General features: G+C 61.1%; 26 protein-coding genes and 1 pseudogene. 17 read left to right on the top strand and 10 right to left on the bottom strand.

Features of this window, described 5'->3' with window-relative positions:
- Positions 1–84 precede the first annotated feature (84 nt).
- The 3 genes from SynA1544_RS03195 to SynA1544_RS03185 are packed head-to-tail and all read left to right on the top strand — an operon-like array spanning position 85 to position 2,754.
- Positions 85–1,656, top strand: coding sequence for an NAD(P)H-quinone oxidoreductase subunit N (locus SynA1544_RS03195; RefSeq protein ID WP_186515424.1), 1,572 nt, complete (start codon positions 85–87; stop codon positions 1,654–1,656).
- The gene (locus SynA1544_RS03190; protein ID WP_186514810.1) at positions 1,649–2,347 is read left to right on the top strand and encodes an ABC transporter ATP-binding protein; all 699 of its coding nucleotides are present in this window, start codon (positions 1,649–1,651) and stop codon (positions 2,345–2,347) included. The genes SynA1544_RS03195 and SynA1544_RS03190 overlap by 8 nt, the downstream gene beginning before the upstream one ends.
- A gap of 20 nt (positions 2,348–2,367) precedes the next feature.
- Entirely contained in the window at positions 2,368–2,754 is a 387-nt protein-coding gene (locus tag SynA1544_RS03185) for a response regulator (protein WP_186514809.1), read from the top strand.
- On the opposite strand, the gene SynA1544_RS03180 is transcribed toward SynA1544_RS03185, so the two are convergent.
- Together SynA1544_RS03180 and SynA1544_RS03175 are read right to left on the bottom strand one after the other, a co-directional pair.
- On the bottom strand, positions 2,696–3,811 hold the full coding sequence (locus SynA1544_RS03180; RefSeq protein ID WP_186514808.1) for a PAS domain-containing sensor histidine kinase: 1,116 nt from the start codon (positions 3,809–3,811) through the stop codon (positions 2,696–2,698). The genes SynA1544_RS03185 and SynA1544_RS03180 overlap by 59 nt on opposite strands.
- Positions 3,812–3,901: 90 nt before the next feature.
- Positions 3,902–4,288 carry a PAS domain-containing protein gene (locus SynA1544_RS03175; RefSeq protein WP_186514807.1) on the bottom strand — a complete coding sequence of 129 codons (387 nt, stop codon included), beginning with the start codon at positions 4,286–4,288 and terminating at the stop codon, positions 3,902–3,904.
- Between the two features lie 152 nt (positions 4,289–4,440).
- On the opposite strand from SynA1544_RS03175, the pseudogene SynA1544_RS15010 reads away from it, so the two are divergent.
- The 3 genes and pseudogenes from SynA1544_RS15010 to SynA1544_RS03165 all read left to right on the top strand — a co-directional run.
- Positions 4,441–4,698 (top strand): annotated as a pseudogene (locus tag SynA1544_RS15010) (leucine zipper domain-containing protein); the annotation flags it as partial.
- A gap of 364 nt (positions 4,699–5,062) precedes the next feature.
- Positions 5,063–5,374 (top strand): integrase core domain-containing protein, encoded by a 312-nt coding sequence (locus SynA1544_RS15005; RefSeq protein ID WP_370594089.1) that lies wholly within the window; start codon positions 5,063–5,065, stop codon positions 5,372–5,374.
- 50 nt (positions 5,375–5,424) lie between these two features.
- Positions 5,425–6,153 carry a response regulator transcription factor gene (locus SynA1544_RS03165; protein ID WP_186514806.1) on the top strand — a complete coding sequence of 243 codons (729 nt, stop codon included), beginning with the start codon at positions 5,425–5,427 and terminating at the stop codon, positions 6,151–6,153.
- Positions 6,154–6,183: 30 nt separating this feature from the next.
- Here SynA1544_RS03165 and SynA1544_RS03160 read toward each other — a convergent pair whose 3' ends face one another.
- From SynA1544_RS03160 to SynA1544_RS03140, 5 genes are all read right to left on the bottom strand, one after another.
- Entirely contained in the window at positions 6,184–7,032 is an 849-nt protein-coding gene (locus SynA1544_RS03160) for a M23 family metallopeptidase (RefSeq protein WP_186515423.1), read from the bottom strand.
- A 73-nt stretch (positions 7,033–7,105) separates the two neighbouring features.
- Complete coding sequence (locus SynA1544_RS03155; protein WP_186514805.1) at positions 7,106–7,873, bottom strand: biotin--[acetyl-CoA-carboxylase] ligase; 768 nt, start codon at positions 7,871–7,873, stop codon at positions 7,106–7,108.
- Between the two features lie 7 nt (positions 7,874–7,880).
- On the bottom strand, positions 7,881–9,071 hold the full coding sequence (locus SynA1544_RS03150; RefSeq protein ID WP_186514804.1) for an aminotransferase class I/II-fold pyridoxal phosphate-dependent enzyme: 1,191 nt from the start codon (positions 9,069–9,071) through the stop codon (positions 7,881–7,883).
- Positions 9,058–9,384 carry a thioredoxin gene (gene trxA, locus SynA1544_RS03145; RefSeq protein WP_186514803.1) on the bottom strand — a complete coding sequence of 109 codons (327 nt, stop codon included), beginning with the start codon at positions 9,382–9,384 and terminating at the stop codon, positions 9,058–9,060. Before trxA ends, SynA1544_RS03150 begins: the two co-directional genes overlap by 14 nt.
- A gap of 56 nt (positions 9,385–9,440) precedes the next feature.
- Positions 9,441–10,214: a PspA/IM30 family protein gene (locus tag SynA1544_RS03140; RefSeq protein ID WP_186514802.1), complete on the bottom strand. Its 774-nt coding sequence runs from the start codon at positions 10,212–10,214 to the stop codon at positions 9,441–9,443.
- A gap of 64 nt (positions 10,215–10,278) precedes the next feature.
- Here SynA1544_RS03140 and SynA1544_RS03135 point away from each other — a divergent pair, with 64 nt between their 5' ends.
- Both SynA1544_RS03135 and SynA1544_RS03130 read left to right on the top strand, forming a co-directional pair.
- On the top strand, positions 10,279–10,797 hold the full coding sequence (locus tag SynA1544_RS03135; RefSeq protein WP_186514801.1) for a DciA family protein: 519 nt from the start codon (positions 10,279–10,281) through the stop codon (positions 10,795–10,797).
- Between the two features lie 12 nt (positions 10,798–10,809).
- Positions 10,810–11,427 (top strand): sulfotransferase family 2 domain-containing protein, encoded by a 618-nt coding sequence (locus SynA1544_RS03130; RefSeq protein WP_186514800.1) that lies wholly within the window; start codon positions 10,810–10,812, stop codon positions 11,425–11,427.
- Here the strand turns inward: SynA1544_RS03130 and SynA1544_RS03125 are convergent.
- Genes SynA1544_RS03125 through SynA1544_RS03115 form a run of 3 tightly spaced genes read right to left on the bottom strand, consistent with a single transcriptional unit; the run spans position 11,421 to position 15,272 of the window.
- Complete coding sequence (locus SynA1544_RS03125) at positions 11,421–13,250, bottom strand: glycosyltransferase family 39 protein (protein WP_186514799.1); 1,830 nt, start codon at positions 13,248–13,250, stop codon at positions 11,421–11,423. The genes SynA1544_RS03130 and SynA1544_RS03125 overlap by 7 nt on opposite strands.
- Positions 13,225–14,334, bottom strand: coding sequence for a glycosyltransferase (locus SynA1544_RS03120; protein WP_186514798.1), 1,110 nt, complete (start codon positions 14,332–14,334; stop codon positions 13,225–13,227). The genes SynA1544_RS03125 and SynA1544_RS03120 overlap by 26 nt, the downstream gene beginning before the upstream one ends.
- Entirely contained in the window at positions 14,331–15,272 is a 942-nt protein-coding gene (locus SynA1544_RS03115; protein ID WP_186514797.1) for a DMT family transporter, read from the bottom strand. Before SynA1544_RS03115 ends, SynA1544_RS03120 begins: the two co-directional genes overlap by 4 nt.
- Positions 15,273–15,325: 53 nt before the next feature.
- On the opposite strand from SynA1544_RS03115, the gene sppA reads away from it, so the two are divergent.
- The 9 genes from sppA (at position 15,326) to SynA1544_RS03070 (ending at position 21,412) form a co-directional block, all read left to right on the top strand.
- The gene (gene sppA, locus SynA1544_RS03110) at positions 15,326–16,138 is read left to right on the top strand and encodes a signal peptide peptidase SppA (protein WP_186515422.1); all 813 of its coding nucleotides are present in this window, start codon (positions 15,326–15,328) and stop codon (positions 16,136–16,138) included.
- On the top strand, positions 16,135–16,518 hold the full coding sequence (gene aroH / locus SynA1544_RS03105; RefSeq protein WP_186514796.1) for a chorismate mutase: 384 nt from the start codon (positions 16,135–16,137) through the stop codon (positions 16,516–16,518). The genes sppA and aroH overlap by 4 nt, the downstream gene beginning before the upstream one ends.
- Before the next feature lie 75 nt (positions 16,519–16,593).
- The gene (locus tag SynA1544_RS03100) at positions 16,594–17,169 is read left to right on the top strand and encodes a DUF2808 domain-containing protein (protein WP_186514795.1); all 576 of its coding nucleotides are present in this window, start codon (positions 16,594–16,596) and stop codon (positions 17,167–17,169) included.
- Positions 17,170–17,215: 46 nt separating this feature from the next.
- Positions 17,216–17,353: a 50S ribosomal protein L34 gene (rpmH, locus tag SynA1544_RS03095; RefSeq protein ID WP_011363584.1), complete on the top strand. Its 138-nt coding sequence runs from the start codon at positions 17,216–17,218 to the stop codon at positions 17,351–17,353.
- A gap of 61 nt (positions 17,354–17,414) precedes the next feature.
- Positions 17,415–17,801 (top strand): ribonuclease P protein component, encoded by a 387-nt coding sequence (locus tag SynA1544_RS03090; protein ID WP_186514794.1) that lies wholly within the window; start codon positions 17,415–17,417, stop codon positions 17,799–17,801.
- Positions 17,798–18,205 (top strand): PH domain-containing protein, encoded by a 408-nt coding sequence (locus SynA1544_RS03085; protein ID WP_114988225.1) that lies wholly within the window; start codon positions 17,798–17,800, stop codon positions 18,203–18,205. Before SynA1544_RS03090 ends, SynA1544_RS03085 begins: the two co-directional genes overlap by 4 nt.
- A gap of 56 nt (positions 18,206–18,261) precedes the next feature.
- Positions 18,262–19,392, top strand: a complete 1,131-nt coding sequence (gene yidC, locus SynA1544_RS03080; RefSeq protein WP_186514793.1) for a membrane protein insertase YidC — start codon at positions 18,262–18,264, stop codon at positions 19,390–19,392.
- Positions 19,389–19,925, top strand: a complete 537-nt coding sequence (locus tag SynA1544_RS03075) for a DUF177 domain-containing protein (protein WP_186514792.1) — start codon at positions 19,389–19,391, stop codon at positions 19,923–19,925. The genes yidC and SynA1544_RS03075 overlap by 4 nt, the downstream gene beginning before the upstream one ends.
- On the top strand, positions 19,922–21,412 hold the full coding sequence (locus tag SynA1544_RS03070; RefSeq protein ID WP_186514791.1) for an AAA family ATPase: 1,491 nt from the start codon (positions 19,922–19,924) through the stop codon (positions 21,410–21,412). Before SynA1544_RS03075 ends, SynA1544_RS03070 begins: the two co-directional genes overlap by 4 nt.
- The last annotated feature ends 77 nt before the right edge of the window (positions 21,413–21,489 follow it).

Raw genomic sequence — 21,489 nt, 5'->3', positions numbered from 1 at the left:
TTATCGCACCGAGCAGCGCTCTGCATGACCGTCGGCGCGTCAAGCGCCGCTACAGTCGCCCCAGCGCAACGGTTCCAGGCTGCCATGCCCGACATGGGTGCTTTCCTTCTCGCCACCCAGGCCACGGCTGCCCCTGGTGAGCTGCTGAATCTCTCTCTCAACGCCTCCGCCGTACTGCCCGAAGCTGCAGTGCTTCTGGCGATGATCGCCACCCTCTTGGTGGACCTAGCCGGCGAAAAGGTCGCCGCACGTTGGGTGCCGCCCATTTGCTACCTGGGTCTGGGCACCTCCCTGGTGCTACTCGCCCTGCAGTGGAACGCACCGCTGGAGCCCTCGTTCCTTGGAGCCTTCCTCGCCGACAACCTGGCGGTGGCGTTCCGGGCTGTGATTGCCTTGTCGACGCTTCTGTCGCTGCTGATCAGCTGGCGTTACGCGGAGAAGAGCGGCACACCCGTTGGCGAGTACGCCGCCATCCTCCTCGCCGCCACCCTCGGCGCCATGCTCCTTTGCGGGGCAACGGATCTGGTGAGTGTGTTCATCTCGCTGGAGACGCTCTCCGTCGCCAGCTATCTGCTGTCGGGCTACATGAAGCGGGATGCCCGCAGCTCGGAAGCAGCACTCAAATATCTGCTCGTGGGATCGGCGGCCGCTGCTGTTTTCCTGTACGGCTCTTCCCTGCTGTACGGCCTGAGCGGCAGCACCAGCCTCGACACCATCGGCCTGGCTCTGCAAACCAGCACCACACCTCTGGCTGCTTTGGCCCTGGTGTTCGTCTTGGCCACCGTTGCATTCAAGATCGCAGCCGTTCCCTTCCACCAGTGGACGCCTGACGTCTACGAAGGCTCACCAACCCCTGTGGTGGCATTCCTTTCCGTGGGTTCCAAAGCGGCCGGATTCGCCCTGGCCCTTCGCATCCTGGTGGGTTGCTTTGGTGCCTTTGACGATCAATGGAAATTGCTGTTCACCGTTCTGGCGGTGTTGAGCATGACCCTGGGCAACGTTGTTGCCCTCGCCCAGACCTCGATGAAGCGCATGCTGGCCTACAGCTCGATCGGCCAGGCCGGCTTCGTGATGATCGGCATGGTCTGCGGCACCGAGGACGGTTTCGCGGCCATGGTTCTGTACATGGCGGCCTACCTGTTCATGAACCTGGGGGCCTTCGCCTGCATCATCCTCTTCTCGATCCGCACAGGAAGCGATCGAATTTCTGATTACGCGGGGCTCTACCAGAAGGATCCCCTGATCACCCTCGGCCTCAGTCTTTGCCTGCTTTCTCTGGGTGGCATTCCGCCAATGCTGGGTTTCTTCGGAAAGATCTATCTGTTCTTTGCCGGTTGGGCGAACCACGAATACCTGCTGGTGGTGGTTGGCCTGGTCACCTCCGTGGTGTCGATCTACTACTACATCTCCGTCATCAAAATGATGGTGGTGAAGGAGCCCCAGGAGGCCTCCGATGTGGTCAAGGCCTACCCCGAGGTGAATTGGTCGTTGATGGGGATGCAGCCGCTTCGGGTTGCCCTGATTGGATGTGTGGCGATCACCGCCGTTGGCGGGATCCTCTCCAATCCCCTGTTCCAGTGGGCCAACACAGCGGTAGCAGGAACGCCATTGCTTCAGCAAGCCATCGCCCTGTCCAGCCTGAAGGGTCTTGGCTGAGGCTGTGCAGCAGCCGGTTGCTGAGCTCAGGGGGATCAGCAAGATCTACGGATCTGGTGATCTCGAAGTCAAAGCCCTTGATCAACTGAATCTCACCGTTCAGGAGGGGGATTACCTGGCGGTGATGGGGGCCAGCGGCTCAGGCAAGAGCACGGCGATGAACATCCTTGGCTGCCTGGACCGGCCCACCAGTGGGACCTACCGGCTCAATGGCACGGCCGTTGAACAGTTGGATGACGATGCCTTAGCCGACGTTCGCAACCGCTCGCTCGGGTTTGTCTTTCAGCAGTTCCATCTGCTCGGCCACGCCAGCGCCATGGAGAACGTGATGCTGCCGATGATCTACGCGGGGGTGCCCAGGGAGGAACGGATCGAGCGTGCCCAATCGGCCCTGTGCCGCGTTGGTCTGGCGCAGCGTTTGGAGAACAAGCCCAATCAGCTCTCCGGAGGGCAGCAACAACGGGTGGCCATCGCCCGGGCCATCATCAACCGCCCCAGTCTGTTGCTGGCGGACGAACCCACAGGGGCTCTGGACTCCAGCACCACCGCCGAGGTGCTGGAACTGTTTGATGAACTCCACCACCAGGGCATCACCCTGGTGATGGTGACCCATGAAGACGATGTGGCGGCCCGAGCACAACGCATTGCTCGCTTCCAGGATGGTCGGGCGCTCACAGGATGCCCACAATGAGTGCAGTGCCCCCTGCGCTAATGGAGGAAACTCCCAAGGCTCTTCGTGTTGCAGTCGTGGAGGATGATCCGCGCATTCAGCAACTCATCTGCGCTGAAATCAGCGATGAGGGGCACGAATGCATCTGCTTCGGATCCGCAGAAGACTTTCTCGACGAAACCGGCTCCGATCGTTTCGATCTGCTGCTGCTGGACTTGATGCTGCCGGGCATGGACGGCTTGGCCTGCCTGAAACAGCTGCAGCTCCGGGCCGCTTCCCAGCCTGCGTTGAGGGTGGTGATCGTGACGGCTCTCAATGACGCCGACAAGAAACACGAAGCTCTGGCGAATGGAGCGGAGGCCTACGTGCTCAAGCCGGATCTGTTCGAACAGCTGCCGCAACTGCTCCAGACGCGTTCGATGGTCTGAGCTTCAGATGCAAGCGAACGATCGTGGTGGTTCCTTGCGATGAGGGCTGCTGGTGGAGCTCCAGCGTTCCTCCACACCCCCTGACCAGTTCTCGCGCTAAGGCGAGCCCCAGACCAGGGCCCTCCACCCGTTCGCCATCCCGTTCGGGCTTGCCCCGGAAAAACGGTGCAGACCAACGTTCCAGATCCTCCGAAGCCACAGGAGCGTCAAGGCTCTGACTGGCGAACTCCAGAATGCAATGGTCGCGCCCGTCACTCCCAGCAAGACTGAGCTGAATCGGCATGGATCGATTGGCGTGCTGGCAGGCGTTGTCGAGCAACTGATCCAATGCCAGCATCAAGGCCCGAGGGTCGGTTTGAACCACCAGTTCATCCCCCCGTTCGATGCCCTTCGGCTGGAGACTCGGCGCCAGCTCCCGAGAGGCCTCATACCAGCGCTGAAGCAACGGCACCAGGAGATGGTCGCCACAGCTGACCACATCCGGATCCACCTCCAGGCGTGTGAGCAGCGAGAGATGCCCGAGCAACTTCTGGATCCGCGCCATTTCCTCGCGGGCCATCGTGAGCCGGGAGCTAACGGCCTCCGGGAGAGCGCTCAGCCGAGCCATCCGTTGCAGATTCCCGCTCACGATCGCTAGGGGCGTGCGCAATTCATGGGTGAGATCGGTCATGAAGCGCTGCTGCTGAACCAACGCCCGTTCTTCGAGGCTGAGGTCGCGAAACGACACCAGCAGAAAGGGCGACTGAATCAATTCCACAGGCCGCCAACGCAGCAGCTGCACCTGGGATTCATCCCCATGGGGGGACAGCACCTGGCAGCGGCTCGCTCCGGAGGTCCGCGGCAAAGGATGTTGGGGGTCCAGCAACTGAAGGGCTGCCTTGGCATGGGCATCCAAGGGCCTCAGCTTCAGAACATCAGCCAGGGTTTGATTCACCAGCTGAATCGGCACGCCACCAACAAAGAGGTCGGCAGAGGCTTGATTGGCCCAGTAAATTCTGCGATCCACATCGACAATCACCATCGCTTCGCTGGCCGCATCGAAAGCGACCTGAAGCATTCCAAGGGACTGCCGCAATTGCGCAATGAGTTCTCGATCCCTTGAGGATGACGACGATGAATCTGAGCTATTCATGCCGAATCGCCCATCTCAGCTCGATTCCATCAACGGTCGCAGCGTTGCCGCGAACGACCAGCTGCCATTGCTGTGCTTCTCCGCCACGATGAAATGTTCACTTTCAATGGCGTGCCCGTCGGAGCAAAACGTTGCCAGTTTCAACGGGTGATTCAGCACCTTGGACACTTCCGTCAGTTGGAAGCGGGCAAACCCAGCATGATGGGAATCACGGAAGCTTGGCGGCAAGATCAAACCCAGGGATTTACCAATCAAGGCAGCTTCAGACCAGCCATAGACGGCCTTGAAACGGTCATTGATTTCCTGAACGATCCCCGAGGCATCGGCACGAACAAAGGGGAGGTCTTCCTTTTCACGCAGTGCTCGGATTCGATCTTCCGTCCAGGCTCTCGGGGTCGACATAGCGAAGAACAGCCGATTTCAATGTAGGGACAAAATCACTGAAAGTTCTTTTGGTGCCTAGATGTTCTGTCTCAGCAGGTTGTTCAGTAGCCAATGAGGTGTGAGGTCGCTACCGGTTGAGGTGTCACCGCCCAACCGAAACCTCACGCCCCATGCATACACACGCCAATGCCCGCCTGACGCAGCGAGGCCGGCTGCGATTGGTTTCTCAACACCTGAACCACCACCGCTCCCTGGCTGAACTGGCTGCAGAAGCTGGTATCAGCCTCCGCTGTGCCTACAAGTGGCTGGCCCGTTACCGCTCAGGTGGGGCAGCCGCTCTGGTGGATCGACGCAGTGGTCGCCGCAGCCAGCGGCGGACGCTCGATCCACAGCAACTGCAACAGGCCGTGGAGTTCCGTCACCAACGCCTCCACCTCCGGCACATCGCCAGGCTGCTAGCCGCTCCCTTCTCCACCGTGGCCAGGGTGCTCAACCTCCTTGGTCTCGGGCGGTTGCGAAATCTCGAACCCAAACCTCCAGTGCAGCGCTACGAGCGGGAGCATCCCGGAGACCTGATCCATATCGACGTCAAAAAGCTCGCCCGCTTTCGCAAGGTCGGCCACCGAATCACCGGTAACCGGCGGCAGGGCCGCTCTGCCGGCGTCGGCTACGACCGTGTGCACGTTGCGATCGACGATGCCACCCGATTGGCCTACGTCGAGGTGCTCGCCGACGAGCAGCAGGCCACAGCGATCGGCTTCCTGAGCCGTGCTGTGGCCTGGTTCAACGGCCATGGCATGGAGTTGCCGCCAAGTGATGTCGGACAACGGTCCCGCATACCTCTCACGCAGCTTTGCCAAGGCCTGCAAAGCCCTTGGCCTCAAGCACATCCGCACCAGGCCTTACATGCCCCGCACCAACGGCAAAGCCGAACGGTTCATCCAGACCCTCTGCAAGGAATGGGCCTATGCGATGGCCTTCCAGAACTCCCGGGAACGCGACAACTGGCTGCCGCGTTACCTCTCGATCTATAACCGGCTCAGGAAGCACTCAGCCCTCGGCGGTCGATCCCCTCAGCAGCGGCTCAACGAGCTGCTCTGCTGATCAACGTGGTGAGACACAACACCTAGATTGGAATGAGGTTTTAAGGCCGGATGTCCCTGGAATCCCAGCCCCGTCTCCGTGTCCTTCTTGTTGACGATGAACACAAACTGACTGATCTGCTTCGGCTGGAGCTTGATGTTGAGGGATACGACGTTGATGTTGCTTCTGACGGAGCCAGCGGGCTGATCCGAAGCCGTACTGAACCCACTCCCGACTTGATCATCCTGGATTGGAACCTGCCGGACTTCAGCGGCATCGACATCTGTCAACGCATCCGAGCTGGGGGAATCACCATCCCCATCCTGATGCTGACGGGGCACGACGAGATCACCGATCGGGTCAAAGCTCTCGATGCCGGCGTTGATGATTACCTGATCAAGCCTTTTTCCATCGACGAATTAATGGCGCGCCTGCGGGCCATGCACCGCCGCGCTGAAACATTCTCAGGGCCTGTAGGCGGCTCAGACGTCAACGAAATTCTCAAGGTCGCCGACCTCAGCATGAACACGCGAACCCGTGATGTGATGCGGGGAGATCATGCGATCGGACTGTCTGTGAAGGAATACGACCTGCTGAATTTCCTGATGCGGGGCGCAGGCCGCGTGCTTGAACGCCAGGAAATCATGCACGGTGTTTGGGGAGAAAATTTTTATGGAGACGACAATCTTCTCGACGTCTACATCCGCTACCTGCGTCAAAAAGTCGAACTGGACAACACGCCAACCCTCATCCACACCGTGCGCGGTGTTGGATTCATCCTCCGGGAACAGACGAACTGACGTCTCTGTTTCGCTCAGCGTCGCTCTGGGCTAGGGCTGATCGCGTTCAAGGCTGCGCAACACCTGGCCGAGCAGCAGCGAAACAGGATCGTTGTTGGCACGCATCACGGCGGAAAGATCCAGATCTCCTGGATCAACGGCGTGCCAACCGGCCCGCGATGGTGTGCGCAACTCGAAATGCAAGTGCGGCCCTGTGCTGAGACCTGTGCTGCCGACGCGGCCAATCACTTCTCCCTGGCGCACCGGCTGCCCGGGTCGCACATAGATCTCCGAGAGATGGCCATAGAGCGTGCGGCGCAATGGCTCAGCGTGTTCCAGTTCGATGGCGACGCCATACCCACCGGCAAGACCACTGCTTAAGACCTGCCCCGAAAGAGCAGCCACCACCGGCGTGCCCTCCGGTGCTGCAAAGTCCCGCCCGGCATGCATCAGCCAGCTCCCCAGGATCGGATGCAGACGCCAACCAAATCCACTGCTCTTAAAAGCGTCTCCAGCCACCGGGAAAAGCAATTGACTGTTGCCATTGCCAGGAGTTGGCAGCGGACGGGGCGTGACCGCAAAGACGGATTCCAGCCGAAAGGTGCCGCCATCGCGGGCGAGCAGCGCTGACACGGGAACACGCAACGGTTGGCGGGAGGGGATCAAGCGAACCCGTGCTGAGGCCGGTGCCCCCGGCGGACGCCTGGCCACCCCGGAAGCGCAGTCCTGCCGGGACAGAGCTCCGGTGCGACAGGTCTCTTCAAAACGGCTTCGTTCCATGGGAACCACCGAGCCACCGCCCCGGAGCAGCTTGCGCTCTTGGGACGTGATCACCCGTTGGCGAACCAGACCATCGAGCGACTGATCAAAACCCTGCGCAGCAGCGGTTGGAGCCAACATCCAGATCAGCGCGAACCAAGCCAGCAAGGGACAAGACGGCTGTACCAAGGAATCCTATGGATGGGACACCCACTCAGGGCCAGCGGCGCCAGGTTTCAGTCCTTGAACCCTGACGCAACCGCAGCCCTCCATCGCGTTCCAGGCCAGCAATCCTCCAGATCTGACCGTCTTGAGGATGGACGAGCTGATCGGACCAGAGCCTGGCCTGAACGCCATCGAGGCACCAGGCCCCATCGCCTCCAAGGCCGTGACAGTGATCGAAGGCCAGCAAAACCTCCGCCGTCCACCGGATCGGATCCGCAGCCTGCTGCCCTTGAAGCCTTCTCAGGGCAATGGCATGACCAGGAACTGCATTCCGCACATTCAGGCCCAGGCCGATCCGCAGCAAACGCAGCTGGGAGCCCCGCTGCACCACCCCAGGCAGAAGGCCCGCCAATTTGCGGCCATTCACGAACAGGTCGTTGGGCCATTTGATCTGAACCGAAAGGCCCCGCTGCTCAAGCCGGTGCACCACCGAAAGGGCCAGCGCCAAGCCAAGCAAGCCGGCCTGACCGTACCCTTGGCTGCGCCAAGGCAAAGCAGCACTGATCCAGACACCACCTGGCGGAGAAACCCAGGATCGGCCCCACTGGCCGACTCCCCGGCGCTGGTGGGTGGCAATGACGGCGCGAGGTCCCATCAATGAAGGCTGATCGCGCAACCAGGCCCCCAGCAGCTCCTCCGTGCTGCTGCACACAGGCACATGACGGATGGACCAGTGGCGTGCCGAGGCACCAGCGAGGCGGCGATACGTCGCCATCAACCGGCCACCACCGAAGTGTGGGAATCGATGTTGCGGCATGCGTGGATCAGTCATCCATCGCATCCGCGAGACGCGATGCAGCGTCCACCAACTCATTCACTGGCCGTACAAGCGCCATGCGCAGCCACTGGCGACCGCCGCCACCAAACCCAGACCCAGGGGTCAAGGCGACACCACTTCGCTGAAGCAGTTCCCTCGCGGCATCTTCATCACTCCAGCCCCGACGATGGGCCGCATCAGGCAAGGGAAACCAGAGGTACATCGCCATCTCTGGACAGGGAACCGACCAACCGCGTGCCCTGAGGGTCTCGACCACACGATCCCGTCGTTCGCGATAGGTCGGATGCAATTGCCGCGGCCAATCGGGGAAGCGTTGCAAGGCCTGAATCGCACCCTGCTGCAGAGCCAGGCTCTGGTTGAAATCGATGACGGCCTTGGCGCGACGCAGGGCGGCAATCAGCGGTGCCGCACCAACTGCAAAACCAAGTCGGAATCCCCCAAGGCACCAGCCCTTCGAAAGGGAGAAGAATTCAATGCCGCACTCCCTCCAGTTCGGAGCCTGCAACAGCGAAGGAGGCTCTCCATCCAGGGCAAAATCCACATAGGGATTGTCGTGAGCGATCACCACGTCGTGCCGAGCTGCAATCGCCGTGATGCGATTGAGATCCTCCTGATCCCCCAGCCGGGCTGAAGGGTTGTGGGGATACCCCAAAACGAACAACTTCAGTTGATCCCAGAGCTGGGGGCTGATGGTCGTCAGGTCCGGCCGCCAGTCGTTTTCAGGGGCAAGGGAAAGGGCCGTGTTCCGGGCTCCAGCCAGATGCAATCCACCGGTATGGGACGGATAACAGGGGTCCAGATGCAGGGCGACGTCACCCGGATCCAGCACCGCCAGCGGCAGATGGGCGGTTCCTTCCTGGGATCCCACCAACAACTGGACCTCTTGATCAGGATCGACTGCAACGTCGAAGCGATGCCGACACCAGTCCGCGACAGCGGCATGAAAAGGCCTCAGTCCGGCTTGAAGGCAATAGGAGCTGCTGCTGGACTCCATGACAGCTGAGGCCATGGAGTCCAGCAACGGCGTGGGAGGCCGAAGATCAGAGGATCCGATGGAGAGATCCACCAGATCCGGAAGAACCGAAGAAGACGCTTCGAGCCGATAAGCCTGTTTGGCGGCATCAACACGGGCAAAAACAGCGCTGCCCAGTGAGGCAAGCCGCTTAGAGGTTGGCATCCAGGAAGGACTGCAGCTGCGGTTTGGCGATGGCACCTTCGTGCCGCGCCACCACTTCACCGTTGCGGAAGAGGATCAGTGTGGGAATGCCCTGAACCTGATAAGCGTCACGGGTCTGAGGATTGGCATCCACCTCGAGCTTGCCGACGCTGACACGATCGCCGTAGTCGCTCGCCACCCAATCCATCAACGGAGCGATCAGTCGGCAGGGGCCGCACCAGGCAGCCCAGAAATCGACGAGGACCGTGCCGGAAGCCTTGAGAACTTCACGTTCAAAACCAGCGTCGGTGAAATCGGCAACAGCTCCAGCCAAGGCACTCAAATCACTGAACTGATCCTATGGAAAGCCGGACGACTTTCCTGGGTTGATCAGAGCTTGTCGATGGATCGTTTCAAGTCTTCGAGTTCAGCATCCACCTCTTCCACCTGCACGGGCTTCACGGCCTCGGAGGTCTCAGATGCGGGAAGAGCAACAGCTTCCGGGCCTCCCTTCAGCTGAGCGCGCAACGCCTCGAGATCATCATCAACACCGCCACCGCTTTCCAACGCCGCGAACTGACTCTCCAGATCAGATCCAGCTAGCTCAGCCGCAGCCTGGCCGGTGGCCTCCAGGGCCTCCACCTTTTCCTCCATTCGCTCGAAGGCCGCCATGGCGGAATCGGTGCCGATGCTGCCGACGGCACTTTGCAACTGCTGCTGGGCCTTGGCCGCCTGGGCCCTGGCCTTGAGCATGTCCTTCTTGGTCTTGGCCTCAGCGATCTTTCCTTCGAGGGCAACCAGACTCTTCTTGAGCGATTCCACCTGACCGTCTTGGGCCTGCACCTGGGCCGTCAGCGAGGTTGCCGTTTCCTGGAACGTCTTGCGGCGGGTCAATGCTTCCCGAGCCAGGGATTCCTCACCCTTCTTCAACGCCAGCTCAGCACGCTCGTACCAGGTCTTGGATTGAGCTGCAGCCTGCTCAGCCTGGCTGGTCAGTCGCTTCTGACTCGCGATCGCCAGGGCAACGGCCTGACGCAACTTGACCAGATCCGCCTGCATGTCAGCGACGGATTGATCGAGGATCTTGGCCGGATCCTCCATGCTACTGACGGCAGCGTTGGCGTTGGCACGAACCAGCCTGCTCAGCCGATCAAAGAAACCCATGACTTGGCCTCAGACGCGCTGAGATTAGCGAGGTTCCTGCAGCAGTTCTGCCTAGGATCAACCCATGGCGGTTGCACCTGAATCCCAACGTCGTCGCCTTCCGGGCTTGGAGCTGCTGCAGTCAGCTGCGCCAGCGCCGGCGGAACCCTTGAAAACCTGTCTTGGCGCACTTCAGAGGAAGTGGCGCAAGGACGACCACATAGCAGCGCTGTGGCAGGACTGGCCGAGAGTTGCGGGAGCGCAACTGGCACCGCACTGTCGCCCCTTATCGCTGCAACGCGGGGTGCTGACCGTGGGAGCCAGCCATCCTCAATGGCGCCAGGCTCTCCTCTACAACAAGCCCCAACTGATCAACGCCCTGCATCAAGCCGGCCACGCGGTGCGTGATCTGCGCATTCAGCAACACCACTCCCTCCAATCCCCGGCGCTGGAAAGCGAAGCCAGCATTTGGGCTCAGCATCCGAGCCGCACCGATGTCCATGGTATGGGGACATGCCCGGACTGCGGCCGACCAGGACCCAACGGAGAAATCAGGCTCTGGGGGCACTGCGGTTTTTGCCACAGGCAAACTCTTAACCCCTAAATCTCAAAGAAAGTGAGCTTGTTCCTTCCCAAACACAATGCCATTTTTCTGCACATTCCAAAGTGCGCAGGGCAATCAATTGAAAAAGCGCTCGGATTCAAGCACCATCACAAACATCACAAAGTCAACGATTTACCAGAGAATCTAGAAAAATACTTTCGATTCACCTTCGTAAGACACCCTGTACGACGCTTCATATCAGCATGCAAATACAATCTGAGAGTGGCCATTTCAACTCGCCATCAACTCGAGCAATCAAACTTCGAATCCCTAAGCCCAACAAAGAAATATCGATTGCACCTCTTGAACAGCAAAGCAACTTTTTCTTCATTCACAAACGATCTTATCAGCGGAAATTTACGCCATATGTTGACATTCATGCCCCAACAGCATTGGCTTAGCGCAGGCAAGCCACAGTTCATAGGTAGAGTGGAAAATATTGATACCGATTTTTTACTTTTATCAAATGTCTTTAATAAAAGTTTAAAATTGAAACGCACAAATGAATCCAATAAAAATTTTGAACTCGGAAGCCTATCGCGTAAGGATTTTGGAAGGATTGCAGCCCACTACCAAGACGACTTCAAAACCCTCGGGTACTCCCCAAGATATTCAACTTTTGATCAATAGCGTTCCGGCCTTGGCTTCTCCCAGTCGGCATCGACGCCATCGGCCATAAGGGTTTGTGCCCGTTGCTCAAGGCGAATGCGGTCCAGACGCCACACGTCGTAGATCCCGATCTGTCCCAGCAGCACAGGCTGCAGGTTCCTCCAATGATCCCGTTCTGCCGTGCCGCGGTCGATCAGCACCAGCACAGTGCTGGATGCACGAGGACTACCGAGGGGATATCCACTCCAGCCGCGTCGCTGTTCGTGGGCCAGGCGATCCGCAATGTTGACCAACGCCCCATCGGATTGGCCTTCGTAAAGGATTACCTGCCCTGTGTAGAAGTGCAGCGAAGGCTTCATGGCGCCAACCATGACCATGGGCTCTCCACGGCGCTGGTACGACAACATCAGTGAGGCCGCGTCACGCACGGGCTGCTGACGCAGACGATCAGCGAGTTCGGCGATGGGAACCAGAGCCGTGAGATGAAATCCAAGCAGACAACCCTGCATGGCCAGCAGGGCTTGAGCAGCAGCACGACGCTGAAGCAACAGACCGGCTCCAAGCACGGCTGCAGCGCTGAACCAGACCGCAGCCCACTTCAACAAACCGCTGGCGAGCAAATCCACCGACAGCGTCGGCATCTCCGGATCCTCGATCAAGGGAACCCAGAGCGATCCCTGCCAGAACCCAGCAGCCAGGACGGCGATCAAGGCCAGGCAAGTTGCCCAGGCCATCCGTTGCCAGCGCGATGAGCCCACCGTGGCCTGGGCCACCAACAGGGCCGCCGCGGGGGTGGCGGGCAACCAATAACTGGGGAGCTTGGTGGCTGCGGTGGTGAACAGCAGCAGCACCGCCAACAGCCAGCACGCTGCAAATTGATGCAACGAATGCTCCGGAGCGGTCCGAGATCGGGGCACCCGCGCCAGTCCCAACAGCAGGTAGGGCGTGAAGGGCAGGGCAGCCACGAGCATCACCGGGCCGAAAAACCACCAGGGCTGCAGGTGATCGTTCACCACGGAGGTGAAGCGTTGAAGGTTGTGGTAGCCGAAAAAGCTGTCCCAGAAGGGCTGTCCTTCCACCAGCAACTCCAGGGCATACCAGGGAAGGCTGATCAGAGCGGTGAGCAGCAACCCGGGCAGCGGGCGCAGCCGCCGCCAGGGTTGAACGAGATCCCGTCGCAACGCGCCGAACATCAGCAGAGCGAGCCCTGACAGCACTACAGCGACAGGCCCCTTGGCCAGCACTGCGAATCCGAGAATCACCCAGGCTGGCCACCAGGCCACCTCTTGGGGGGAGGCAAAACGCCTCCACTGCAACAACAGGCTGAGACCCAGCAGGCCACACAGCAGGGCATCACTCACCGCGGTGCGGCTCCAGACGAGCACCAGCGGCGAGAAGGCAAAGGCCAGCGGTGCGATCAGTGCCGTCAAACGCGGACGGACATCGCCGGAGAACGGCCAGCGCAGCACCGTATCGGCGAGGCCAAGCATCAGTCCGAGCGTGGCCAGGGCGGAAGGAAGCCGTGCCGCCCAACTGCCGAGAGGATCCCAAACCTCGCGTCCGGGCAAGGCATAACCGAACCCCATCAGCCAGTACACCAGGGGCGGTTTGTCGTAACGGGGCAAGCCGTTCACCCGAGGAGTCAGCCAATCGCCGGTGTCAGCCATGGCCCGTCCGGCTGCGGCAAACAACGGCGGAGTTTCATCCACCACACCGGTGGATCCCAACCGCCAAAAGGTGATAACGAGTCCCAGGGTCAGCACAAGTGCCAGAACCTGGCGTCGCTGACGTCCTGAAACATTGACCGACAAGGGACCCTCAGCTCCTGCGATTGATGCTGACATCCGCCGTCAGTCCTGTTCGAACCCAAGCTTCAACACGCTGACTGAAGACCTCACAGGAGGCGTGCTCTTCAACCCAGCTGCGGCAGAGGGAGCGCTCGATGCTGTCGACGCGCCGAAGAGCCTCCGTGATGGCAGCAACATCGTCGGGCGGCACCAACCAGCCAGTGCGACCGGAACAGATCAGCTCCCCCGGTCCTCCACGGTCATAGGCGACGACCGGAACACCACAGGCCAGGGCTTCAACCACAACATTGCCGTAGGCCTCATTCCATTTCGGTGTGTTGATCAGAGCGCGGCAGTGGCCCAGCTCCTGCTGCAGCTCCCGGGTCGATCGAAATCCACGCCAGTCGATCGTGCCCTTGGGAACACTCGACTCCACCTGCCGCGCATAGGCGTCGTCCTCACGCAACCCCCAAACCAGAAGCTGTTCTCCCAACGCAGCAGCGGCAGCAGCAGCATCCTCCAGCCCCTTTTCCGGAGCGATGCGGCCTGCCCAACCCAGGGGGCCATTGGTCTGCCCTTGGAAGGTGTAGTTGCTGAGATCAAATCCGTTGCCCACAACACTGGGCGGAGAAGGCAGCCGGAAATCAGCGGCCTGGCGGTGGGTGTGAAAAGCAAGGCGACGTGAATCCCAGGCGGCGACGGCTTCGATCACATCGCACATCACCGCAGCCACATCCCCCATGCTCACGAGATGAAAGAGCCTGGCGCTGACCCGTTGCGTCAGCCACAGCGGCAGCCAGTCGTAGCCACCGTTGATCACGGCGTCGGCGGACTGACCCACATCGAGCGCGGCCTCCCAGAGAGCCGGCAGAAGCCCATTACGGGGAATTTCGACCGGCGCATGCTCGGCGGCGTGCTGCCAGCTGGGCTGGTTCACACCCTCCACCTCCAGCAACTCAACTCCGCTGCAGTCGGCGGGGAGCGTGGAGCCCTTGGCGGCCACAAGCGTGAGCCTGTGGCCCCGCCGCACCAACCCCTGAACAAGCGATCGGAGTGTGAGCTCCACGCCACCACCCTCGCCGCTGCCGAGGGCCCCGATGGGCGTGTTCACGATGACGAGATGAAGCGGAGCAGCCGTCATGAAGAGGCGTCCGTGATCGACAGCGGCTCCCAGAACCGGCGCCGTTGACTCACAAAGATCACCGACACAAGCACCATCACGACGCCGATCCACTGGAGCAGATCAAGGCGCTCTCCCAGCAACCACCCACCGGTGGCCAACGCAAACACCGGCGTGAGGAATCCAAGGCTGCTGAAGCTGGTGAGGTCGCGCTGATTGGCGAACCAGAAAAACAATCCGTAGGCCAGGGCGCTTCCGAGCAGGCTCGCGTACCCCATGCGCGCCCAGTCCGTTGCCGTCCAGGCCAAACCAGCATCCGTGCGCTGCAGGGCATGAACCAAGAGCAGGGGAAGTCCCCCAAGCACCATGTGCCAGGCCGTAACGCTGACCGGATCACTGTGGCGTGAAGCAAAGCGGATCAACACCGTGCCAGCAGCCATGGCAACGGCCGCAAGCAACATCCAGCCCTCCCCGGGCTGAAACACCTGCTGCACCACCGGCGGGTCTGCCAGCAACCACCAATGTCCCAACAGCTCAGCCGGTAGGCCGATGCAGACGATTCCAGCCAAACCGATGGCCAGCCCCATCCAGCCGATGGGATTGATCGACTCCATGAACAACGCGCGTGCCATCAGGGCCACCAACAGAGGTTGGCAATCAATCAGGACGGAACCGAGACCCGCGCCTGTGCCCTCCAACCCCCGCGCCAACAGGCCTTGAAACAAGGTGGCATCCACCAGGGTGAACAGGAGGAACCAAGGCCGATCACGGGAATCGATCGCCAGGCCTCGGCCGGTGCACTGCCCCCAGAGCAGAAGAGCCAAACCGGCGGGCACAAGGCGCAAGCCTGCTACCAGCCAAGGCCCTGCACTGGCGAGCAATGGCGCCATGGCGGTCATCGCCGTTCCCCAGAGCGCGAAGGGCAACACCATCAGAAACCAGAGTCGCAACGACGGCATGGATGGGCGCTTGGGTGCTCTTTTTAAGATCTGGAGCGATGCAGATGCGCAACATGATCTGGCCCTGGCGGCGAAAATCCCGACGACGGATGGCGCGCATCGTTGTTGATGGCCCCATCACCGGTGCCACGCGGAAGCGGGTGCTCAAAGCGCTGCGGGAGGTGAAGCAAAGGGAATTTCCAGCCCTGCTGCTGCGGATTGACAGTCCAGGCGGCACGGTTGGAGACAGCCAGGAAATTCATGCAGCCCTGCTGCGGCTCCGGGAACAGGGCTGTCGCGTGGTGGCCAGCTTTGGCAACATCTCCGCCTCCGGCGGCGTCTACATCGGCGTGGCGGCGGAAAAAATCGTCGCCAATCCCGGCACGATCACCGGTTCCATCGGGGTGATCCTGCGGGGCAACGACCTCTCTCGGGTCTTCGAGCGGATCGGAATTCGCTTCGACACGGTGAAGAGTGGTCCGTTCAAGGACATCCTTTCCCCGGATCGCCCGCTGAGCGATGCCGAACGTGCCTTGCTTCAGGAGCTGATCGACAGCAGCTACGGCCAGTTCGTTGGTGTTGTAGCGCAGGGGCGAAACCTTGAGCTGGAAACGGTGAAGCGCTTCGCCGATGGACGGGTTTTCAGCGGAGAACAGGCACAGGCACTGGGCTTGGTGGATGAACTCGGTGACGAGGACCATGCCCGTCGCCTCGCAGCGCAGCTGGCCGACCTCGACGCGGACGACATTCGCCCCGTCACTCTGGGCAAGCAACGCCGCAAGCTCAGTGGCCTGCTGCCGGGATCCGAGCTCTTGCATCAACTGCAGCAGCGCCTCTCGATTGAATTGATGGGGAGCGGTCAGGTGCTTTGGCTGTACCGCCCATGAGCAGCTCACCCTTTGCGCTAAGAGGCCTGCGTGGGGCCACCACCTGCACGGAGAACAGCACGGAGGCCATTCAAACCGCGGTCAGCGCCCTGATGGATGCCCTTGTTGATCGCAATGGTCTTACTCCCGACCAGCTGGTGTCGGTGACGTTCTCGGTGACGGCTGATCTTGACGCCTGTTTTCCGGCCGCCATTGCACGGAGGCGGCCCGGCTGGGACTCGGTAGCCCTGCTGGACTGCCAGCAAATGGCCGTTCAGGGAGATCTCCCACGCTGCATCCGTGTCCTGGCCCACGCCTGGATTCCGCAGGGCCAGCAACCGGTTCATCCCTATCAGGGCGATGCGCAGCGGCTGCGGCCGGACAGATCTGGTCACAACTGACAGATCAGCCTCCGACCCCTGAGATCACCGCCCCGTGGTTGGACTCAGGAGAATCCCACCAACGAGACGCTTCCTATGGCCCGTTCCACCACCAGACGCTTGCTTGCTGGAGCCGGCACTGCGGCGGCCCTACTGATTGGCTCCACACTGACCCGAGCCCCCCAGCAGATCGCCCACGCCCAGGGCACACCGGGGCTGATGGAATTCCGCTGGGACAACGACCGGGACTACCGGAAGCTGTACTACTACCAAACCTCCAGCATCGAAAACGACCGCTCGGAGTGGTACCTCACCCTGCGCGAAAAGGACCGCAAGACCGCGATTCTCAAACTCACCGTCACCGTTCCGGACTACTTCGACTCCAAGCTCAAGCCCCACCGCATGCGCATTTGCCGCACCAGCGTTGGCAGCATGATGAGCCGCAGCAAGTGCCTCGAAGAGATCCCGGCGGTGATTGAGGTCAACAAAGACCAAACAGAAATCGTGGTCTTCCCCGACACGCCGCTGCCTTCAGACGGGGACTATTCGCTTCACATCAAGCTGTTCAACCCCCAGGGGAAGCGCATGTATCAGTTCAACGCCCTGGTGCAGGCCCCCGGCGATGTGCCGATGTCCGGCTACCGCGGCAGCTGGCTGATCGATGTGGACTAACTGATAAAATCCCAGATTCAGATCGGCCGGTAGCCAGGAGACGTCCATGACCAAGCGCACCCTCGGGGGAACAAACCGCAAGAGGAAGCGCGTCTCGGGTTTCCGTGTACGGATGCGCTCCCACACCGGCCGTCGCGTGATCCGCACGCGTCGCAAGCGCGGCCGCGCCCGCCTCGCCGCCTGATTGCCTGGGATGAATCCAGAGAATTCATCCCGTCTTCGGCCCCTCCCAACAAGATTGGTTGATGGTCCTTCCCGCCTCAATGCGATTGCGCGGGCATCGATGCTTCAACCGTTTGCACCGATCGTCCAAGCGACAGCACGGAACCTTGATGGTTCTGCGCGTTGCTGCAGGTGATTCCAATCTGCTTCGCCAGGAGTTGCGGGGCATCCAGGAGAAAACCTGTCGCTGCGCTCTGGTGATCAGCAACAAGGTGAGCAAGCGCTCGGTCAAGCGGAACCGCCTCAGGCGGCTTTTGCATGACCACCTGCGTCGACGTTTTGAACAACGCAACGACCTGGCAGGTCGCTGGCTGTTGATCAGCCTTCGTCCGGAAGCCGCGGAAGCCGAACCCACACAGTTGCTCGAAGAATGCGACAGTCTTCTGAGAAGCGCCGGACTGGATCCATGACCAGCATTCAGGAAGATGTCCACTACGACGGTGGACCAGCCCGCGGGGATCTGATCTTCAACATCCTGCTTGGCTTCACGCTGATCGGCCTTCCCTTCACCATTGGGGCCGTTGTTCGGGCCCTTTGGCTGCGCTTCCGCATCACCAGTCGCCGCATCTCGGTGACCGGGGGCTGGATGGGCAAGGACAAAACCCAAGTGGTGTACTCGCAGATCAGCGAAGTCCGCACCGTGCCCCGGGGCTTCGGTGCCTGGGGAGACATGGTCTTAGTCCTCAAGGACGGCGCCAGGCTCGAACTGCGCTCGATGCCCCGATTCCGGGAAGTGGAGGCCTACATCCTCGAACGCATCAGCAGCCGTGCGGCCAAAGCCCAAGAGAAAACCACTGAAGGTTTCGCCGCCTGAGTGCAGCTGTTCATGCACACTGGCCTCACAACGTCCCGCCCCCCCGTTTCTTCAACGTGATCGGATACATCTCCGACAACCTGCTGATTCCAATCCTGGACTTCTTCTATGGATTGGTTCCGAGCTATGGCCTGGCCATCGTCGCCCTCACCCTCGTGATCCGGATCGCGCTCTACCCCCTGAGCGCAGGATCGATTCGCAGCGCTCGGCGCATGCGCATCGCCCAACCGGTGATTCAGAAACGTCAGGCTGAGATCAAAAGCCGTTACGCCGACAATCCTCAGAAACAGCAGGAGGAGCTGGGCAATGTGATGAAGGAATTCGGCAGCCCCCTGGCGGGATGCCTGCCGCTGCTGGTGCAGATGCCGATCCTGTTTGCATTGTTCGCAACCCTGCGGGGGTCACCGTTCGCCGACGTTCCTTACACCTTGAACATGAAGGTGTTGCCGGCAGACCAGATCGCTGCCGTTGAACCCAAACCGTTCAACAGCGCCAGCCATTCCATCTTCATCGGTGAAACCGACCATGTGCCGGTGATCGCCAGCCTGCCGCGGGGCACCAAGATCGGCGTTGGCGACAGCGCCACTGTGAACCTTCATACGAAGGATGGCCGCGCCTTCAGCGACGTGCTCACGGATGTTGAGAACCCTGGACGCTTCTCCCCCAGATGGGCAGTGACTAAAGGTGATGACATCGTCAGCGTCAGCGAGGACGGCACCATCACGGCCCTCGCCGCCGGTGACGCCACGGTTGAAGCGAAGATTCCGGGCCTGGCAGCCCGCAGCGGCTTCCTGTTCATCAAAGCCCTGGGCCAGGTCGGCTTCTATGCCGACGGTGCCATCAACTGGGACATCGCCATTCTCGTTGCCGGCTTCGGCATCACCCTGTTCATCTCCCAACTGCTTTCGGGCATGGGCATGCCTGCGAACCCTCAGCAGGCCACGGCCAACAAAATCACTCCGGTGATGATCACGGGGATGTTCTTGTTCTTCCCACTCCCCGCCGGCGTTCTGCTCTACATGCTGATCGCCAACATCTTCCAAGGCCTGCAGACCTTCATCCTCACCAAAGAGGCACTGCCCGACAACCTGCAGAAAATTCTGGATCAGCAAATGGCCCAGAAAACAGTGACGGTCTCTGCCACCTCAGGCGGCTCACGCCTGCCCTTTGAACCGAAGGGCAAGTGACCGAGGCACTGGAGCCTGTTCCTCTCCAGGAGCTCCGGGCCCTCGGCACCGCGAAAGTCTGGGAGGTTGAGGGTGAGCTCGATGAGCTCCCCTTGCTCACACCCGTGCGAGGCCATGTCTCCGCAGAGCACCGCGGCAACGTCTTGGCGGTTGAGGGGAAACTCAACACGATCGTGACGCTCTGCTGCGATCGCTGCCTGAATCAGTTCAATCAGAAGCTCAGCTGCACGCCTTCGGAACTGATCTGGCTGGGAGACGAGCAGCCGACGGCCGACGAGCTGGAGCTGTCCGGAGAGGTTGCCGAGATGGAAGGGCTGGTGGATGTTCTCGATCCACGCGGTCAATTTGACCCCCAGCAATGGGCCTTCGAACAGCTCAACCTGCTGTTGCCGGCCGTCAACCATTGCGGTGACCACTGCCCAGGCCCACCAGGTCTCCAGCAGCAGCCCGTGATCCCAGACACCAAAACAAAGCTTGTGGATCCCCGCTGGCAGGCCCTGCAGCAGCTACAGCAGCAGATCGATCAGCCATGAGCAGTGCCACCTGGGGACATCAGATCGACCTTCTGGTGCGTGCGCGCACACCCCTGATCTGGGTTCGGAGCAATGAGGAAGCCCGGGTGGAGAGCCTGCTGGGAGAGGCTGCTCAGCGGCTTGCACGCCAGCTGGTCTGCTGGAATTTCATCGATGGCATCAGCGGTCCGGTGAATGCCGATGGCCAGGGGAGCCGTCAACCGATGGCCATGCTGCAGTGGCTGCAGCAACGGGATGCGGGTAGCCCAACCCTTCTGCTCGCCAAGGATTTTCATCGTTTCTGCGATGACCCCGGTGTGGCCCGGATGCTGCGCAATCTCGAAGCATCCCTGCGCAGCACCCCTCACACGCTGGTGCTGTGCTGCGGGCAATGGACACCCCCCGGTGATCTGGAAGAAAGCCTCACGCTTCTCGATCTCCCCCTTCCCGACAACAACGACCTGCGCCGGCTGATCAGCAGCATCGGCACCAGCAGCGGCAGCCCCCTGCCAGCTCCTGTCCTGGATGAATTGGCTCAGGCCTGCAGCGGGCTCAGCGAGATGCGTGTTCGCCAGGTGGCCGCCCGGGCCCTGGCACGCCGCGGCCAGTTGGGATCTGAAGATCTGCAGGACGTTCTGGACGAAAAACGCCAGACGATTGCCCGCAGTGAGGTGCTGGAGTTCTGTCGCAGCGATGCGGGCACCGAAGCCATCGGAGGCCTCGATGGTCTCAAGACCTGGCTGAACCAACGGCACCGGGCCTTCTCAGAAGATGCACGGCGTTTCGGACTGCCTCTGCCCCGTGGCGTCCTGCTCGTGGGTCCTCAAGGCACCGGCAAATCCCTCACGGCCAAGGCCATTGCCTGCAGTTGGTCGATGCCCCTGTTGCGGCTGGATGTGGGGCGGCTGTTCGCGGGTCTGGTGGGGGCCAGCGAGGCACGCACCCGCGAGATGATCCAACGGGCTGAAGCCATGGCGCCCTGCGTGCTCTGGATCGATGAGATCGACAAGGGCTTCGGCGGGGATGGCCGCAGTGACGGCGGCACAACCCAGCGGGTTCTGGCCAACATGCTCACCTGGATGGCGGAGAAAGAGTCACCGGTGTTCGTGGTGGCCACCGCCAACGGCGTTGAGAAGCTGCCACCGGAGCTGCTGCGCAAGGGACGTTTCGATGAGATCTTCATGCTCGATCTGCCCAGCAGCGCTGAGCGCCGCAGCATTCTTGAGCTGCATCTGGAACGGAGACGACCGGGGCTGAAGCTTCCCCTGGAGACGGTGGTAAGCCGCAGTGAGGGCTTCTCAGGTGCCGAGCTGGAGCAGACCGTGATCGAAGCGATGCACCTGGCCTTTGCCGACAACCGTGAGTTGACGGAGCCTGATCTGATTGGAGCGGCCTCCCAGCTCATCCCCCTCTCCCGCACCGCCAGCGAACAGCTGGAGCGGCTGAAACAGTGGGCTGACGGCGGCCGTGCCCGCCCCGCCTCTGTTGCTGCAGGTAACGAAGCCTGACGCGGCGTAACGAACACCCGCCTTGAGTAAGGCGCTGGCCGGCGCGCTCCCTACGGTCCCAACAACAGCAGGACCAA

It is taken from the genome of Synechococcus sp. A15-44 (genome assembly GCF_014280115.1).
In the GTDB taxonomy this organism is placed as follows: Bacteria; Cyanobacteriota; Cyanobacteriia; order PCC-6307; family Cyanobiaceae; genus Parasynechococcus.
This window is presented reverse-complemented; position numbering and strand designations above follow the sequence as displayed.

What these genes read in the sequence shown, in the direction of transcription:
- SynA1544_RS03115 (WP_186514797.1), bottom strand. Translation starts at nt 15,272, where the DNA reads ATGCCGTCGTTGCGACTCTGGTTTCTGATGGTGTTGCCCTTCGCGCTC.
- SynA1544_RS03185 (WP_186514809.1), top strand. Translation starts at nt 2,368, where the DNA reads ATGGAGGAAACTCCCAAGGCTCTTCGTGTTGCAGTCGTGGAGGATGAT.
- SynA1544_RS03085 (WP_114988225.1), top strand. Translation starts at nt 17,798, where the DNA reads ATGACCAGCATTCAGGAAGATGTCCACTACGACGGTGGACCAGCCCGC.
- SynA1544_RS03180 (WP_186514808.1), bottom strand. Translation starts at nt 3,811, where the DNA reads ATGCTTCAGGTCGCTTTCGATGCGGCCAGCGAAGCGATGGTGATTGTC.
- SynA1544_RS03150 (WP_186514804.1), bottom strand. Translation starts at nt 9,071, where the DNA reads ATGCCAACCTCTAAGCGGCTTGCCTCACTGGGCAGCGCTGTTTTTGCC.
- SynA1544_RS03165 (WP_186514806.1), top strand. Translation starts at nt 5,425, where the DNA reads ATGTCCCTGGAATCCCAGCCCCGTCTCCGTGTCCTTCTTGTTGACGAT.
- SynA1544_RS03125 (WP_186514799.1), bottom strand. Translation starts at nt 13,250, where the DNA reads ATGTCAGCATCAATCGCAGGAGCTGAGGGTCCCTTGTCGGTCAATGTT.
- sppA (WP_186515422.1), top strand. Translation starts at nt 15,326, where the DNA reads ATGATCTGGCCCTGGCGGCGAAAATCCCGACGACGGATGGCGCGCATC.
- SynA1544_RS03120 (WP_186514798.1), bottom strand. Translation starts at nt 14,334, where the DNA reads ATGACGGCTGCTCCGCTTCATCTCGTCATCGTGAACACGCCCATCGGG.
- SynA1544_RS03155 (WP_186514805.1), bottom strand. Translation starts at nt 7,873, where the DNA reads ATGCCGCAACATCGATTCCCACACTTCGGTGGTGGCCGGTTGATGGCG.
- SynA1544_RS03160 (WP_186515423.1), bottom strand. Translation starts at nt 7,032, where the DNA reads ATGTTGGCTCCAACCGCTGCTGCGCAGGGTTTTGATCAGTCGCTCGAT.
- SynA1544_RS03195 (WP_186515424.1), top strand. Translation starts at nt 85, where the DNA reads ATGCCCGACATGGGTGCTTTCCTTCTCGCCACCCAGGCCACGGCTGCC.
- SynA1544_RS03135 (WP_186514801.1), top strand. Translation starts at nt 10,279, where the DNA reads ATGGCGGTTGCACCTGAATCCCAACGTCGTCGCCTTCCGGGCTTGGAG.
- SynA1544_RS03100 (WP_186514795.1), top strand. Translation starts at nt 16,594, where the DNA reads ATGGCCCGTTCCACCACCAGACGCTTGCTTGCTGGAGCCGGCACTGCG.
- rpmH (WP_011363584.1), top strand. Translation starts at nt 17,216, where the DNA reads ATGACCAAGCGCACCCTCGGGGGAACAAACCGCAAGAGGAAGCGCGTC.
- aroH (WP_186514796.1), top strand. Translation starts at nt 16,135, where the DNA reads ATGAGCAGCTCACCCTTTGCGCTAAGAGGCCTGCGTGGGGCCACCACC.
- SynA1544_RS03090 (WP_186514794.1), top strand. Translation starts at nt 17,415, where the DNA reads ATGGTCCTTCCCGCCTCAATGCGATTGCGCGGGCATCGATGCTTCAAC.
- SynA1544_RS15005 (WP_370594089.1), top strand. Translation starts at nt 5,063, where the DNA reads ATGGCATGGAGTTGCCGCCAAGTGATGTCGGACAACGGTCCCGCATAC.
- SynA1544_RS03175 (WP_186514807.1), bottom strand. Translation starts at nt 4,288, where the DNA reads ATGTCGACCCCGAGAGCCTGGACGGAAGATCGAATCCGAGCACTGCGT.
- SynA1544_RS03070 (WP_186514791.1), top strand. Translation starts at nt 19,922, where the DNA reads ATGAGCAGTGCCACCTGGGGACATCAGATCGACCTTCTGGTGCGTGCG.
- SynA1544_RS03140 (WP_186514802.1), bottom strand. Translation starts at nt 10,214, where the DNA reads ATGGGTTTCTTTGATCGGCTGAGCAGGCTGGTTCGTGCCAACGCCAAC.